17 protein-coding genes are annotated in these 13,139 nt (G+C 62.4%); 11 read left to right on the top strand and 6 right to left on the bottom strand.

Going from position 1 to position 13,139, the window contains the following annotated elements; translation table 11 throughout:
• Positions 1 to 68: 68 nt before the first annotated feature.
• The 10 genes from NHAM_RS22830 to NHAM_RS22880 all read left to right on the top strand — a co-directional run bounded on the left by NHAM_RS22830 (position 69) and on the right by NHAM_RS22880 (position 8,340).
• On the top strand, positions 69 to 1,751 hold the full coding sequence (locus tag NHAM_RS22830; RefSeq protein ID WP_011505087.1) for a ParB N-terminal domain-containing protein: 1,683 nt from the start codon (positions 69 to 71) through the stop codon (positions 1,749 to 1,751).
• An 86-nt stretch (positions 1,752 to 1,837) separates the two neighbouring features.
• Entirely contained in the window at positions 1,838 to 2,311 is a 474-nt protein-coding gene (locus NHAM_RS22835) for a hypothetical protein (protein ID WP_011505086.1), read from the top strand.
• Positions 2,308 to 3,180 (top strand): DUF7007 domain-containing protein, encoded by an 873-nt coding sequence (locus NHAM_RS22840; RefSeq protein ID WP_011505085.1) that lies wholly within the window; start codon positions 2,308 to 2,310, stop codon positions 3,178 to 3,180. The genes NHAM_RS22835 and NHAM_RS22840 overlap by 4 nt, the downstream gene beginning before the upstream one ends.
• 3 nt (positions 3,181 to 3,183) lie before the next feature.
• Positions 3,184 to 3,387, top strand: a complete 204-nt coding sequence (locus tag NHAM_RS22845; RefSeq protein WP_041359661.1) for a hypothetical protein — start codon at positions 3,184 to 3,186, stop codon at positions 3,385 to 3,387.
• On the top strand, positions 3,384 to 3,635 hold the full coding sequence (locus NHAM_RS22850) for a hypothetical protein (RefSeq protein WP_041359664.1): 252 nt from the start codon (positions 3,384 to 3,386) through the stop codon (positions 3,633 to 3,635). The genes NHAM_RS22845 and NHAM_RS22850 overlap by 4 nt, the downstream gene beginning before the upstream one ends.
• A complete protein-coding gene (locus NHAM_RS22855; RefSeq protein ID WP_011505083.1) occupies positions 3,632 to 4,039 on the top strand; it encodes a hypothetical protein in 408 nt (135 codons plus the stop codon). The genes NHAM_RS22850 and NHAM_RS22855 overlap by 4 nt, the downstream gene beginning before the upstream one ends.
• A gap of 311 nt (positions 4,040 to 4,350) precedes the next feature.
• Complete coding sequence (locus tag NHAM_RS22865; RefSeq protein WP_011505082.1) at positions 4,351 to 4,938, top strand: hypothetical protein; 588 nt, start codon at positions 4,351 to 4,353, stop codon at positions 4,936 to 4,938.
• Between the two features lie 288 nt (positions 4,939 to 5,226).
• Positions 5,227 to 6,153, top strand: a complete 927-nt coding sequence (locus NHAM_RS22870; protein WP_011505081.1) for an ArdC family protein — start codon at positions 5,227 to 5,229, stop codon at positions 6,151 to 6,153.
• A 631-nt stretch (positions 6,154 to 6,784) separates the two neighbouring features.
• Positions 6,785 to 7,135, top strand: coding sequence for a DUF736 domain-containing protein (locus NHAM_RS22875; protein WP_011505080.1), 351 nt, complete (start codon positions 6,785 to 6,787; stop codon positions 7,133 to 7,135).
• 182 nt (positions 7,136 to 7,317) lie between these two features.
• Positions 7,318 to 8,340 carry an LLM class flavin-dependent oxidoreductase gene (locus NHAM_RS22880; protein WP_011505079.1) on the top strand — a complete coding sequence of 341 codons (1,023 nt, stop codon included), beginning with the start codon at positions 7,318 to 7,320 and terminating at the stop codon, positions 8,338 to 8,340.
• An 18-nt stretch (positions 8,341 to 8,358) separates the two neighbouring features.
• Here the strand turns inward: NHAM_RS22880 and NHAM_RS22885 are convergent, their stop codons facing one another.
• Positions 8,359 to 8,559 carry a hypothetical protein gene (locus tag NHAM_RS22885; RefSeq protein ID WP_041359723.1) on the bottom strand — a complete coding sequence of 67 codons (201 nt, stop codon included), beginning with the start codon at positions 8,557 to 8,559 and terminating at the stop codon, positions 8,359 to 8,361.
• Between the two features lie 217 nt (positions 8,560 to 8,776).
• Positions 8,777 to 8,995 (bottom strand): hypothetical protein, encoded by a 219-nt coding sequence (locus NHAM_RS22890; protein WP_011505077.1) that lies wholly within the window; start codon positions 8,993 to 8,995, stop codon positions 8,777 to 8,779.
• A gap of 488 nt (positions 8,996 to 9,483) precedes the next feature.
• Between NHAM_RS22890 and NHAM_RS22895 the strand changes: the two genes are divergently transcribed.
• Positions 9,484 to 10,758 carry a DUF2235 domain-containing protein gene (locus NHAM_RS22895; protein ID WP_011505076.1) on the top strand — a complete coding sequence of 425 codons (1,275 nt, stop codon included), beginning with the start codon at positions 9,484 to 9,486 and terminating at the stop codon, positions 10,756 to 10,758.
• 81 nt (positions 10,759 to 10,839) lie between these two features.
• Here NHAM_RS22895 and NHAM_RS22900 read toward each other — a convergent pair whose 3' ends face one another.
• Genes NHAM_RS22900 through NHAM_RS22915 form a run of 4 tightly spaced genes read right to left on the bottom strand, consistent with a single transcriptional unit; the run spans position 10,840 to position 13,095 of the window.
• Positions 10,840 to 11,763, bottom strand: a complete 924-nt coding sequence (locus NHAM_RS22900; protein WP_011505075.1) for an ImmA/IrrE family metallo-endopeptidase — start codon at positions 11,761 to 11,763, stop codon at positions 10,840 to 10,842.
• Positions 11,760 to 12,260, bottom strand: coding sequence for a helix-turn-helix domain-containing protein (locus NHAM_RS22905; RefSeq protein WP_011505074.1), 501 nt, complete (start codon positions 12,258 to 12,260; stop codon positions 11,760 to 11,762). The genes NHAM_RS22900 and NHAM_RS22905 overlap by 4 nt, the downstream gene beginning before the upstream one ends.
• A 5-nt stretch (positions 12,261 to 12,265) precedes the next feature.
• Positions 12,266 to 12,823, bottom strand: coding sequence for a GNAT family N-acetyltransferase (locus NHAM_RS22910; RefSeq protein ID WP_245270123.1), 558 nt, complete (start codon positions 12,821 to 12,823; stop codon positions 12,266 to 12,268).
• Between the two features lie 59 nt (positions 12,824 to 12,882).
• A complete protein-coding gene (locus tag NHAM_RS22915) occupies positions 12,883 to 13,095 on the bottom strand; it encodes a ribbon-helix-helix protein, CopG family (protein WP_011505072.1) in 213 nt (70 codons plus the stop codon).
• Positions 13,096 to 13,139: the final 44 nt, after the last annotated feature.

Genomic DNA, 13,139 nt, shown 5'->3' on the forward strand with positions numbered 1-13,139 from the left:
TTCGAGAAGAAGACGAGAGAGGGACCGCCGGAAAGCTGCGGTCCGCAACCCCGAAATGGAGAAATACCATGAGACTGATGACAGTCGATCCGCGCGCGCTTAAGCCCAATCCGGATCCGACCCGACGCACGCCAGCGACACCGCAGGCCGACGCACTCTTGCTGGCGACGATCAAGGCGGTTGGCATCGTGCAGCCGCCGATCATCTCGCCGCAGCAGGACGGCGGCAACAGCTTTTACATCCAGTATGGCCATCGTCGCGTCTCCCAGGCGATCGCCGCGGATCTCGCCGAGATCGAAGTGCTCGTCGCCGATCCCGAGACGGACAAGGATGCACTCCGTGCCCTCGTCGAGAACGTTGCGCGCGAGGGCATGAACCCGGTCGACCTGTGGCGTTCGATCGAGCGGCTGGTCGGGCTCGGCTGGACCGAGGAATCGATCGCCATCGCGCTCGCCCAGTCCGTGCGTCAGGTCCGCAAGCTGCGACTCCTGGCGAACGTCCTGCCGGCGATGCTCGACCAAATGGCTCGCGGGGACATGCCGAGCGAGCAGCAGCTCCGCATTATCGCGGCCGCGGCCGACGAGGAACAGGGCGAGGTCTGGAAGAAGCATAAGCCCAAGAAGGGACAGCCGACCGTCTCCTGGAGCGAGGTCGCGCGCGCTCTGACACGCACCCGCATGTATGCGCGTGACGCGAGCTTCGACGATGATCTCGCCAAAGCCTACGGCATCGTCTGGCAGGAGGACCTGTTCGCGCCGGCTAACGAGGACAGCCGGTACACGACCGATGTCGAGGCCTTTCTCGGCGCCCAGCACGAATGGATGGCCAATCATCTGCCGAAGCGTGGCGCCATCATCGAGGTCAACGAATGGGGCCAGCCGAAACTGCCGGCGAAGGCCGAGCGCGTGTATGGCAAGCCTGGCAAATCCGACCACGTCGGCATGTATCTCGACCGCAGTGGCAAGGTCGAGACGGTCGCCTATCGGGTCCCGAAGCCGGACAAGAAGACCAAGGGCGCCCCGGCCGAAAGCGACGACGCAGCCGCGGTGGCGAAGCCAAGGCCAGACGTGACGCGCAAGGGGTGCGAGATGATCGGCGACATTCGCACCGATGCGCTGCACGAAGCGCTCGGCCGTGCGCCCATCGAGGAGGACACTCTTCTTGCCCTGCTCGTTCTGGCCTTCGCCGGTCAGAACGTCAGCATCGCCTCGGGTGCATCGGACAATCCCTACGGCCATGCACGGGTCGAGCGGCACGTCGTTCGGCTCATCTCGCAAGAGGGCAAGCTCGACTTCGACCGGGAGACCCTGCACCAGGTCGCCCGGTCCGTCCTGAGCGATGTGCTTTCGTGCCGTGAGAACCGCTCGGACAGCGGCGTCATCGCGCGCATCGCCGGCGAAGCGATCGGCGCGGACGCCTTCCTGCCGAACATGGGCACGGAGGAATTTCTGTCCTGCCTCTCGCGTTCCGCGCTCGAGGGCGCCTGCGCGGGAACGTCCGTCCTGCCTCGCCCTCGAGTCAAGGACACCAGGGCCGAGCTGGTGAAGCACTTCGCCGATGGCCAGTTCGTTCATCCGAGCGCGCTGTTCGCCCCGCCGCTCGAGACCGTCACGGCGTGGGTTGGACGCTTCTCCGGCGACACCGATCCGGACGATGAACGCGATGGACCGTCGGACGAGTCCGACGCCCAGGCCGAGGACACAGGGGCGGACGACGACACGCCCGCTGGCTTCGCCGAGGCCGCCGAATAACGGCTGTCTTGCCTTTTCCAACGATCCCCGCCGCCGGCCCCCAGCCGGCGGCGGTTCTGTTTCTCCATCACCGACAGGAGGACATCATGTCCGCGCAATCGATCTATGACCAAGCGCCGATCGGCGCGCTCATCCGCTATTCGGATGGCACGCCGCGGCCGCCGCAGCGATTCAAGAACAAACTTGCGGCCTGGGAGAGCAACAACAATGTCGGACGTCTCGTCCGCAAAGCCGAGTCCCACACAATCGGCAACCACACGACACCGGCGAGTTTCACTCTGCACCAGGGCGACTTCGGCAGCGCCGGCGTCGTGGTGCTCAAGGTCTTCAAGACCTTTTCCGTGGGTTCGCCATTGGCATTCACCATCGTGGAACGGCCGGCGCCCGGGATGGTGCGTGTTCTTGATCGCACTGGTGGGCGCGCCGAGCTCCTCCACCTCGCAGCCGATCGCGCGGCGGCGCAAGCCTGGCTCGCCTCGCATCGCTATTCCGATGCCGTGCTCGACGAGGTCATCGATGACGATACGGCGGCAGGCTCTGGCGAAGGGAGGGCGGCATGACCGCGCCTCGGACCTGTGATCAGGCCAACCATCCCACCCCCGCCGCGGCGGGGGTTTTGTTTACCCGAACCCATGACGGTCTTCTCGTCGCCAAGATCCGCGACAACGCCTTCGCGATGATGCCAGCCAGAAACGACCGGTATTATCTCGCCTCCGCCTGGCGGCTGTCGCGGCCGATGGAAGAATGGTCACGCGGCGATTTCTACGGTCATGGCGGCGAACTCGCGGACGAAGCCGCTTTCCGCGCCCGCGTCCATGAGAATGCCGAGCACCAGCGCCAGCGCGCCGCCCTCGGGCGTCGAGAAATCCGCAGCGGGGCGAACACGCCGTGGGGCGCTTCGCAATGCGTAACCGTCTACGCGGACGGCGTCGTCTCTCACTCAACCGCCGGACACGGCGGCTTTCATCTCGATGCCGCGCGCAATGCAAAGGTACACCCTGCCTTTCGCGCGCGTGGCGGCTGGTACGAAGAGGATTGCGCGTGGGCGACTGTCGCGCAAGCGTTTCCGGAATTGTTCACCGACTTCGAACGGCGTTGCGCCGATCAAACCATCCGCGACTGGTATCCCGACGCCTGGGAGACGATTCACGGACGTCCACTTCTGCCGGGAGAATCTCACGAGAAGGATCGCCAGGCCTTCGAGCGAGATCATGCCTCCGACTGGATCGTGATCTCGGCGATCCGCTCCGATCACCATCGTGGCATGACAGAATGCGTCGCCACGCTCGGCGGCGATCGCCGTGCGGCCGAGCAGCGGCGCTATCTCGTGCCGTCCGACGAATATCACCTCGGCCGATTTGGCTTCGTGATCAATGAGGCGCGCCACCGACTCTACGGCGGTCCTTCCAACTTCGTCGGATGGAGGTGACCCATGCCTTGGCGCCTCATCGCCAAAGCCTTCGGCTGGCGCACGGCCACCGACGAGGACGGCGCGACGCCCATCCTCGTCGTCTGGCATCCCCGCCTCAGACGGCATTTTACCGGTTCCGAAGCCTGGAAGCGCGCCGTGCGTCTGTCTATCCACGCGCCGCAACCTTACCCGGTCGACGCCGACAGAAAGGAGATTCAGTCATGAAGGCCTACCTTGTCGCCGTGAATCTCCTCGTGCAGGCGCATCATCGTCCCGAGAGCGCCATCGCCGACGCGCTCAATGGCATCTTGACGCCGGATATGCACAAACATGCCGGCAGCAATTCAGCGCTTATCGACTGGGCGATCGCCGGTGACGACATTGCATCATCCATCGCCGGGGTCTCGTTCTCCGATGACTACATGCCGGGCGTGTCGGCCTTCCCGTTATGGCCCACGGGGACGGTGCGATGAACGAGCTCCCGGAACGACGCGTCCTGCTCGCGCGCATGGAAGTCGCGCAAGCCGAGACGCAGCGCCATCTCGGCATCATCGAGCGTCAGATCGCAGCACGCGCCGAACGTCTGACGATCACCGATCGGGCGAAGCGCCGGCACCACGGCCGTGGCGCATCGAACTGGACAAACGCCGATGAGCGGCTGTTTCAGGAGCATGTCGCGGAGCTCACGCTGGCCCGTCGCGTCGAGATCGACGCCCTCACGCGCAAGCTCGAACGGCAGGACCAGGCGATTGCCGAGTTTCGGTCGCGCCAACACGCTTACGCTGCATGGAGGTCAGCAGCGGAAGCGCCGGGCTCTTCAGGGTGCGAACGGAACGTGCGAACGCTTGGTGCTGACGAGGAGGGCTCGCCGGTCTGACACGACCTCTCACGGTTTTGGCCGCAGCCCAGCCCTTGGCCGTCACCCCCTCGATTTGTGCTGCGGTCTGAACCGGCCGCGGTCCGCTTCAAGGGCAAGTCGCAAGCGAGCGGCGGCCGCCGTCTCGTCATGGGGGGCCGCGTCCTTCGCAGGCCTGAAGGCCCGCTCGTCCGCAACCCGCCCATGCTCGCCTTGGCAGCCACCGCCCCCTGAAGCGGACCGCTGAAGCCGGTTCCGGTCGACCGCACCCGAGGGGGTGACGGCCAAGGGCCCGATCACTTCCCAAGGCGAAACCGAGAAAGGATCTCATCATGACCAAGACCGCCCGTTCCCCTCGCGCCTCCGCCCGCGTCATCCCGCTTCGCCGCGCCACGACCCTCGAAATGGTCCGCCTCGCCTGCCCAGACTCCGCCCAGGCGCTCCGCATCTCCGAGAGCTTCGGCCTCGCGATCCTCGACAGCGACGGCATCCGCGACCTGCACGAACGGCTCATCGTCGAGACCGCCGACGCCCTCAAGGACGGGCTCAGCGACCGTGCGATGGAAATCCATCTGCAGCGCATCGTCGGCTCCTATGTTGGCTCTGCCCACGGCGCTGGCCAGTTCTACTCACGCGCCGTAACCGAGGCGCGCGACGCGACCGCCAAGCTCGCCAACGACCTGCGCGACGAGGATCTTGACGGTCCGGTCGGCTTCGACAGCCAGTCGCAGCGCAAGCGCGAGTTCGCCGCCGACATGGGCCTGCAGGCACACGCACTCCGCATGGCGGCCGAGGGCGCCGTCGCGGCCTACGAGCAGGTTATCGGCGAGGCCTGGAAGCCCTTCGAGCGGCAGATCGAACACGCCGGTGAAACCGTCACCAAGAAGGCGGCCGTGGCCCAGATGGCGGCTTTCGAGTAGCCGTCACGGCGGGGCTTCAGCCCCGCCTTTTCGACGTCGCAACTTCGTGGGCCGGTCGTAAGACCGGCCCTTTTTTGTCGCTGGCGGAATCAAGCAAAATAAGAACCACGCATCGCGCCAGTCGGCCCCTCCCGGTCCGTGGTCCTGCGGCGGATGTGCGCACGCGCAACGGCTTCGCCGTCCTCCGCTGCGCTGCGGCCCTGTCGGGTGCGCGAGCGCCTTATCCGCCGCTGCGCCCCCCCGCGAGGGGCCGCGACTGGCGCGGCCTTCGAAACGGAGGTCCTGGAAATGAGCAGGAAGGAAGACAACCCGCGCGCCGACATTTACGCGCGCATCACCGATCGCATCGTTGCCGATCTCGAACGCGGTGTCCGTCCCTGGGTCAAGCCATGGAACGCAGCCAACGCGGCTGGACGCATCACGCGGCCGCTACGCCACAACGGCATGCCCTATCAGGGCATCAACGTCGTGCTGCTCTGGTCGGAAGCGGTCGCGCGCGGCTTCACGTCGCCGATCTGGATGACCTTCAAGCAGTCACTCGAACTCGGCGGTCACGTCCGCAAAGGCGAGAGCGGAACGATGGTGGTCTATGCCAACAAGATCACCAAGACCGAGACCGATGAGCATGGCGACGAAGTCGAACGCGCCATTCCATTCCTGCGCGCCTATACGGTGTTCTGCGTCGATCAGATCGAGAATCTGCCGGATCACTATTATGGGCGTCCGGCTCCGAGCATCGCGCCGGCGCAGCGTCTCGCGCAGGTGGACGCCTTCTTCGCCAACACCGACGCGACCATCCGGCACGGCGGCGACAAGGCGTTCTTCGCCCCGTCGCTCGACCTCATTCAGATGCCGCCGTTTGAAAGTTTCCGCGATGCCGAGAGCTACGCCGCCACGCTCGCACATGAATGTGTACATTGGACTGCGCCGGCGCATCGCGCCAATCGCGATCTCAGCCGCTATGCGAAGGATCGCAGCGAACGCGCCCGCGAAGAACTCGTGGCGGAACTTGGCGCATGTTTCCTCAGCGCCGATCTCGGCATTGTGCCGGAACTCGAGCCGCGCGCCGATCACGCGAGCTACCTGGCGTCGTGGTTGGAGGTCCTGTCCAACGACAAGCGTTTCATCTTCAGCGCGGCCGCGCTCGCGCAGCGCGCTGTCGCCTACCTGCACGATCTTCAACCGAAGCCGGCCGAGATCGACGAAGCAGCATGAAGCGCTAGCGCTCCGCGCGTTGGTCGCGTGTGCTTGATCGTTCATTTTTCTCGAGATCAATAAGGCCCCGCCGTGCGGCGGGGCCGCCTTATTGCGTGCATCGTCATGCGTATGCCGTCGACCGGAGATGGTGGTCCTTCCCGCCACCTGGCCGAGCCGTGCCGGCGAGATCAGGTGGGTACGTGTCGCCAGGCTGTCCGATCTGTCGGGCTGTCCTAGGCCGACGGTCTTCCCGCCGCGGCCGAGTCCTGGTGCCTCCCGATCTGCCGTCCGGGCTCTCTTGTGATGGCTGGGCCGGAGAACCCTTCAGCGGTGTGTATGCGAGTCTCTTTCATCGTGCCCGGGACCGTCGCCATGCGGTGTGGCGTGCCTGTCGCTCAGTCGTGTCCGCATCGTTCGGCCTGACGCGCCCAATGCGTCCTCGATTTGGCATGTCTAACCGAAGGCCGTCGTCGCTGCGCTCCGTCTCGCTCTCAAGACCGCAACGGCCGTTCTCAGCTTTCTTCCCCTGGCCGCTTCGCGTCCATTCCTCGCGAGACAAGAAAGCCTCGCCCTGGCCGCCCTCCACTGCGTTGCGGCCCTTCGGGTGCAGCCCGATCGCCTTCGGTCAACGACTGCCATCGAGGTCGCGATGGTCGCGGCCCGAGAAACGAAAGAGAGCACGAACATGGCTACCATCGGCAACTTCACCGTCAACGGCAACGGCTTCGTCGGCACCGTCAAGACCCTCGCCCTCGGCACCGTGAAGGCGAAGATCGTCCCGGCCGAGCGCAGCTCGGACAAGGCCCCGGACTACCGGATCTTCGCGGGCACCATCGAGTTCGGCGCCGCGTGGAAGAAGAAGTCCCAGGAGCAGAACCGAGACTACCTCTCGGTCAAGCTGGACGACCCGAGCTTCCCGGCTCCGATTTACGCCACGCTGGTCGAGGTGGAAGGCGAGGAAGGCCACTCGCTCATCTGGTCTCGTCCGAACCGCGACTGAGCGAACAGTCCGGCCCCGCCGTCGATCGGCGGGGCCTTTCCATGGAGGCAGTCCCGGCTTCGAAGAATGACGCGGATCGTAGCGCTGCACCGGCGCCCGCCGGATGGAGCGCGCGCAGAGACTACCGCTTTCGATATTCTGCTCTTGCTCCCATGCGTAAGCCATCGTTAGGCTGTGTTCTTATGAAGAAGATCGGATTCTTGTCGTTCGGGCACTGGACGCCTTCGTCGCAATCGCAAACGCGATCGGCGGCCGACGCGCTGCTGCAATCCATCGATCTGGCCGTCGCGGCTGAGGCGCTTGGCGCAGACGGCGCCTATTTCCGCGTTCACCACTTTGCCCGCCAGCTCGCTTCGCCTTTCCCGCTACTGGCGGCCGTCGGCGCCAAGACCAGCCGCATCGAGATCGGCACGGCGGTCATCGACATGCGCTATGAGAACCCGCACTACATGGTCGAGGATGCCGGGGCGGCCGACCTCATTGCCGGCGGGCGGCTGCAATTGGGGATCAGCCGGGGCTCGCCCGAACAGGTGATCGATGGCTGGCGCTACTTTGGCTACCAGCCGGCAGAAGGGCAGAGCGACGCCGATATGGGCCGGCGTCACGCGGAGGTGTTCCTCGACTTACTTCGCGGCGAAGGGTTTGCGCAGCCCAATCCGCGACCGATGTTTTCAAATCCGCCGGGCCTGCTGCGTGTCGAGCCCCATTCAGATGGTCTGCGCGGCCGCATCTGGTGGGGAGCCAGCTCTAACGCTACCGCGATTTGGGCGGCGAAGCTCGGGATGAATTTGCAGAGCTCGACCCTCAAGAATGACGAGACCGGAGAGCCTTTTCATATGCAGCAGGCCGCCCAGATCCGGGCCTTCCGCGCTGCCTGGAAGGAGACCGGCCATATCCGCGAGCCGCGAGTCTCGGTGAGCCGCAGCATCTTTGCGCTGCTGGATGATCGCGATCGCGCCTACTTCGGTCGTGGCGGCGAGGAAAAGGACCAGGTCGGCTTCATCGATGAGAAGACAAGAGCGATCTTCGGTCGAAGCTATGCCGCCGAGCCGGACGTCCTCATCGAGCAACTCAAGACCGACGAGGCGATTGCCGAGGCGGACACGCTGCTCCTGACCGCGCCGAACCAATTGGGCGTCGCCTACAATACGCATGTGATCGAGGCGATACTGGCCCATGTCGCGCCGGCGCTCGGCTGGCGCTGACGCCGGCTTATCCGCGCTTCAGAAGACGCGTGCGGCTTCCGATCGATCGAGCGCTTCCAGGCGCTCTGGCGTATCGAGCAGCTTCCTCGCGCCCGCGGCGATCGCCTCGGCGATTGTAGGATAAGTTTCGGCCGAACTCATCGAGACGCCGTCGAGAAACGTTACCGTCGCCTGATAGCCATTGCCCTTGGGCGTGGCCGAAAGCGTAACCGCCGGCATGGTGCCTCCGTATCCACCGTATTTGATGTTGAAGATTACCGTAGAAACAACGCTCGCGACACCATGGTGGAAGCACACAAAAGCGGCGTCCAATTCCAACGTGGAAAGCCTAGTCAGGCGCTTGCAAAGTTCGAATCATATCGTTGCTCTCGAAACAGCCTGTATTTCTTGGGTAAAGTAAGCGATGCATATGCGTAGCTTTCATGGAATCGAGCGTCTAGTCTGCCGGCTGCTTCCCCTCCTCGATTGCTACGGTAATAAAATCCTGAGCTTCAGTAACACCTTCAGCGGCCGTTCGAAGGATTCGCTCGGCCATCTTCGCTTTGGTAGCAGGCGTGCGGTGGGCCGCGTCAATCTGATCGACAGCAACGTTCAGCACTGAGCGCATGGTTGAAACAAGCTCAGGTGCGAATTTCTGCGGTGACAACTTTAGCATACACGAACTCCCTCATGCCGACCGTTTAACCCCCGGATGAGTCAGGACCGTGACGGTAAGAACACAAACCAGTCACTGTGCACCGTGGGTGAACTGGAACCGAGCACGTTTTGCACTGCTGGTCTCACTCAATAGCGCGCGCATGACGTCGCCTCGCGCGCCATGGCCGACGGCGGGGCGGGACGGTGCGATCACAGTGAAAGCCCCGCCCATCGATTCGGGCGGGGCTTTTCCATGGAGGCAGTTCAGGCTTAGAAGAATTACGCGGATCACAGCGCTGCACCGGCGCCTACTGGATGCAGCATGCGCAGAGACCGCTGTTTGAAGTGTGGGCAAGTGCTCAATTCGCGCGTTAGCCTATCACGCTCGCGCGCAACAAGTCGCAAAGATTCGAGTGCGGGTGCATTGTGCAAAACGTATGTGCGCGACAGTCAGGTTGCATCGATATAACTAACGCCGGAACGGTCGTTACGGGGCGGAGGAATAGCATGAAGAATCTAATCGTCTGTTGCGACGGTACGGGAAACGAGATCGGTGAGAACATTTCGAATGTGCTGAAGCTTTATCGTGTGCTCCGCAAGACGGACAAGACCGATCCCCGGCAAATAGCGTTTTACGATCCCGGTGTCGGTACGCTTGCGCGCCCGAATCCGTGGACCAAGCTCAAACAGGACACGGTCACCGTGCTGGGCCTCGCAACCGGTTATGGTCTCGACGACAACGTTCTCAAAGCTTACCGTTTCCTGATCAACAATTACGAAGAAGGTGACGACATTTTCCTGTTCGGATTTAGTCGCGGCGCCTATACGGTGCGGGTTCTGGCAGGACTTATCCACAAGGTCGGCCTGCTCGCTCCACAACAATGCAATCTAGCCGATGCCGCGCTCACAGCCTACAAACAGGCGAATTCAACGATCGTTGAACGGGATGAGCAAAAAGGCCCGGACAATACATCTGTCGATACGGAAGACGAACGGCAAGCGCCGCCGGCGGCGCGTGATGATCCGGCCTCACAATTCGCGCGGATCGTTTCGACCCGATGGCCTACAATCAAATTTCTTGGCGTTTGGGACACCGTGGCAAGTGTCATCGTGCCACGTCCTGACCGTTTTTATGCTTTCAGTCTCCAAAAGCTGTCGTTCACGCAGGTCAATCCGAGTGTGAAGGTGTTTCGCCACGCCATCGCCATCGACGAGCGGCGCAGGATGCTCCGCCTTGAGCCGTGGAAGGAGACCCAGACGTTTATGCACAATCGCTTCAGTGCGACGAACAATGCCGAGCCGCAGGATTCGCTTCAAGTGTGGTTCGCGGGCGTGCATGCCGATATCGGTGGAGGTTACGCTGAGAAAGAAAGCGGTCTTTCGAAGTTCCCGTTACTCTGGATGATCGAGGAGGCGGTCAAATATGGCCTTACGGTTAGCCGACAAACCGTCAATCAGCTGGCGTGGGGTATTCAACGTAGAGGAAGCCCTTTTAGCTATGTGGCACCCGACATCAGGCGTGATCCACATCAATCGATGACGCTTGCGTGGCGCAGTCTGGAGTGGATACCGAAAGCAGACAGATTCAAAGAATGGAAGGATCGCCGGTCGTGGCTCCGCCACTACATCCCGAGCGCAGAGCCGCGCGTAATTCCTGATGGCGCCTACATTCATGAGTCCGTCATCGATCGTATGAAGGCGGTGCCGGCCTATTCCCCGATCAACCTGCCGTCGAGCTGTGAGGTAATCCCGCTGCCTTCCGGTTCAGATGTATTACGATGAGGGCGTACCGAGCATCGCCGTGCGACGATAGATCAACCAGGCGCTGTGTCCCGAAGCATCGTGAAGCTTTCCGTGATGCATCTAAACGGCAGGCTTTGGAGTTGCTCGAAGCCAGTGCCCAAGCGTCAAAGCTTCATGCCCATTAAAGAACGTCTCGAATTTGAAGAGGTGCCGCTCGTCAGAGGCATCGGCAAGAATGACCTCTTTCGCCCCGAGACCTCCGCCGCGCTGTGCGCCGGCATAGCTCGTTACGACGCGAAACAAATCCACTTCGCCTAACCCACCGAAACGTTGGACGAATGCTGGCGATTGCACGCAATAGCGACAAGGATTTGCAGGGTCGAAGTCTGCCTTTCGCTTGATCTGGTGCGGATGTCCGGTCACAAGGGCGACCATCGGCCGGCCGCGATGTCCCTGTTCGATGAACCGCCAGAGTGTCGAAGTCATTGTGTTGCCGAAGCGCTCGCTGAGCTGTCGAATGTGCCCAAGAGATGGCTCGGAATCGCAGGCGTCTGAGCGGAACCTCTCCGCGAGGAAGAGAAGTTGGCCGGCGGCGTAGTTTGCTTCGGCCTCCATGATTGCGTGGCAGGTCGGAGTGAGCGTTTGTTCGGTGTCCCCGAGCATCATGCCTTCATGCCAGGGGATGATATCGTGCCCGACCTCGTGGGCTTCGTTCCAACGATGCTTGAGTTTCGGGAGATCCTTGTCGATAAGAATCCGCTTTTGATCGGGCAAGTAAAGCGCCTTAAGACTCAGGCTCCGAACGGCTTCCTTGAGCAAGGTGGGCCGCAGGAGAACCTGAAGTCCAGCAACTTTCAACCGGCTAATCGTCTCACTTAGCAGACCATCATCTGTCGTGCTGTAATAGTATCGATCAAGTCGAAGCAAGTCGCGCACGACTGCGAGATCAATCGGCGGCTCGGGGTTGCCAAGGCCCCGCAGGACCTTGGCAACCTGTGCGTCGATGTCAGCAACAGTACGGGCGCCAAGCTGGAGATTCTTCACTTGCTCTGCTTTACATCCTGTCGGCTCAGCACGGCAACGAAGGCATCGAGCGCCGCATTCTCTTCCCGGCTCAACTTCTGTACTGATTCCGATCGCGCGGCGAACCTGACTGCCTCTTGGCTTAGGCCGCTGTCATTTGCGGCCGAGAGGCCGGCGAGCTGCATCAACCGCTGCTGCGATACATTGAAAGTTTGCGCCAACCGATAAACGGTGCGCGGCTCGGGAATGTAATGGACGTCGCCTTCGATCACGAGCAGTTCGCTCGCATCGAGCTCAGCCTCTTCGGCTAGGCGCTCCATTGAGAACCCGCGCTGACGGCGCATCAGATTGATGAATCGTCCGAAGGCGATGCGAGCCTCCTCGCGCGGAGCCGACACGCCAGCGATAGGCCGATCGTCCAGAACAGGATCGCGCGCAGCAAGACCGGCGCCGATCACGTCGGCGCCTTCAAGCCGGGCGCGGTCAAGCCACCATTGCTTGCTTCGCTCGATTCTCATCGACGTCACTCCTCGCCGAGAAATGACCGCGCGCGTTCGGCGGTCATCTCGAAATATCTCAGGTTCTGATAGGCACCGTCGGGACCGAGGTCCGACATACGACACCGGTCACGATAGAAGGCTTCAGATTGCGGCAGCGAATGGAGACCGATCCGACCACGATACCCCTCCTGCTCACTAAGCGCGATGGCGGCCGTGAGCAGAGCCATGCCGACGCCTTTTAATTGCGGACGCTGCTCGAGGTCGGGACGGTTCCAGGGCGCGACCTCGAGATAGTCGACGTAGACTAGAGGCTTGCCAGTCTGCGACGGCTCTCGGGCTACTTTTCGCAGATCGAGCAACATTAAGCCTTGGGTCACTCCACCGCAGACGATGCAAAACCCAGGGAACGCCAGGAAACCTTGAACGCGCGCCGTCTTTTCTCGCCAATCCCAATGCCAGCTTTGCGGCCATTGAGCCATAGGGACGCCTTTGCGTCGCAACTCCTGGAGTACCTTGATAAGCGCCGGTTGCCACTGCGTTTGCCAGTCGCCGAGTTGAGCTTCCTCGATGGCATCGCGCAACTCCGCCTCGACGCCCTGCCCGCTCACGCCATCGAGCAGGTAAATGGTCGAGATCTCCGTCACAGGAGCATCAGTTCCGCCTTCTCCTTCGTCGTGTCATTCTCGAAAAGGAATTTCTCTCCTCGTTCGAGCCTTGCCTCGACGGTCTGATAGAGGCGCAGAGCCTGGCGGATCACCGCCGTCTTGGTGAGATCCTTGCGCGCCGACAATTCGTCCAGCACGCGCATCTCGGCGTCGGTGAGGTTCAGCGTCATCGTCTTCTTCGCTGTCATCTCGTCCTCCGTCATTGTGACAACATATAGAGAATCAGTATGTT

This window comes from Nitrobacter hamburgensis X14 (genome assembly GCF_000013885.1).
Taxonomy (GTDB): domain Bacteria; phylum Pseudomonadota; class Alphaproteobacteria; order Rhizobiales; family Xanthobacteraceae; genus Nitrobacter; species Nitrobacter hamburgensis.

Coding starts and splice junctions, on each gene's coding strand:
- NHAM_RS22830 (WP_011505087.1), top strand. CDS start 69: ATGAGACTGATGACAGTCGATCCGCGCGCGCTTAAGCCCAATCCGGAT.
- NHAM_RS22835 (WP_011505086.1), top strand. CDS start 1,838: ATGTCCGCGCAATCGATCTATGACCAAGCGCCGATCGGCGCGCTCATC.
- NHAM_RS22840 (WP_011505085.1), top strand. CDS start 2,308: ATGACCGCGCCTCGGACCTGTGATCAGGCCAACCATCCCACCCCCGCC.
- NHAM_RS22845 (WP_041359661.1), top strand. CDS start 3,184: ATGCCTTGGCGCCTCATCGCCAAAGCCTTCGGCTGGCGCACGGCCACC.
- NHAM_RS22850 (WP_041359664.1), top strand. CDS start 3,384: ATGAAGGCCTACCTTGTCGCCGTGAATCTCCTCGTGCAGGCGCATCAT.
- NHAM_RS22855 (WP_011505083.1), top strand. CDS start 3,632: ATGAACGAGCTCCCGGAACGACGCGTCCTGCTCGCGCGCATGGAAGTC.
- NHAM_RS22865 (WP_011505082.1), top strand. CDS start 4,351: ATGACCAAGACCGCCCGTTCCCCTCGCGCCTCCGCCCGCGTCATCCCG.
- NHAM_RS22870 (WP_011505081.1), top strand. CDS start 5,227: ATGAGCAGGAAGGAAGACAACCCGCGCGCCGACATTTACGCGCGCATC.
- NHAM_RS22875 (WP_011505080.1), top strand. CDS start 6,785: ATGGTCGCGGCCCGAGAAACGAAAGAGAGCACGAACATGGCTACCATC.
- NHAM_RS22880 (WP_011505079.1), top strand. CDS start 7,318: ATGAAGAAGATCGGATTCTTGTCGTTCGGGCACTGGACGCCTTCGTCG.
- NHAM_RS22885 (WP_041359723.1), bottom strand. CDS start 8,559: ATGCCGGCGGTTACGCTTTCGGCCACGCCCAAGGGCAATGGCTATCAG.
- NHAM_RS22890 (WP_011505077.1), bottom strand. CDS start 8,995: ATGCTAAAGTTGTCACCGCAGAAATTCGCACCTGAGCTTGTTTCAACC.
- NHAM_RS22895 (WP_011505076.1), top strand. CDS start 9,484: ATGAAGAATCTAATCGTCTGTTGCGACGGTACGGGAAACGAGATCGGT.
- NHAM_RS22905 (WP_011505074.1), bottom strand. CDS start 12,260: ATGAGAATCGAGCGAAGCAAGCAATGGTGGCTTGACCGCGCCCGGCTT.
- NHAM_RS22915 (WP_011505072.1), bottom strand. CDS start 13,095: ATGACAGCGAAGAAGACGATGACGCTGAACCTCACCGACGCCGAGATG.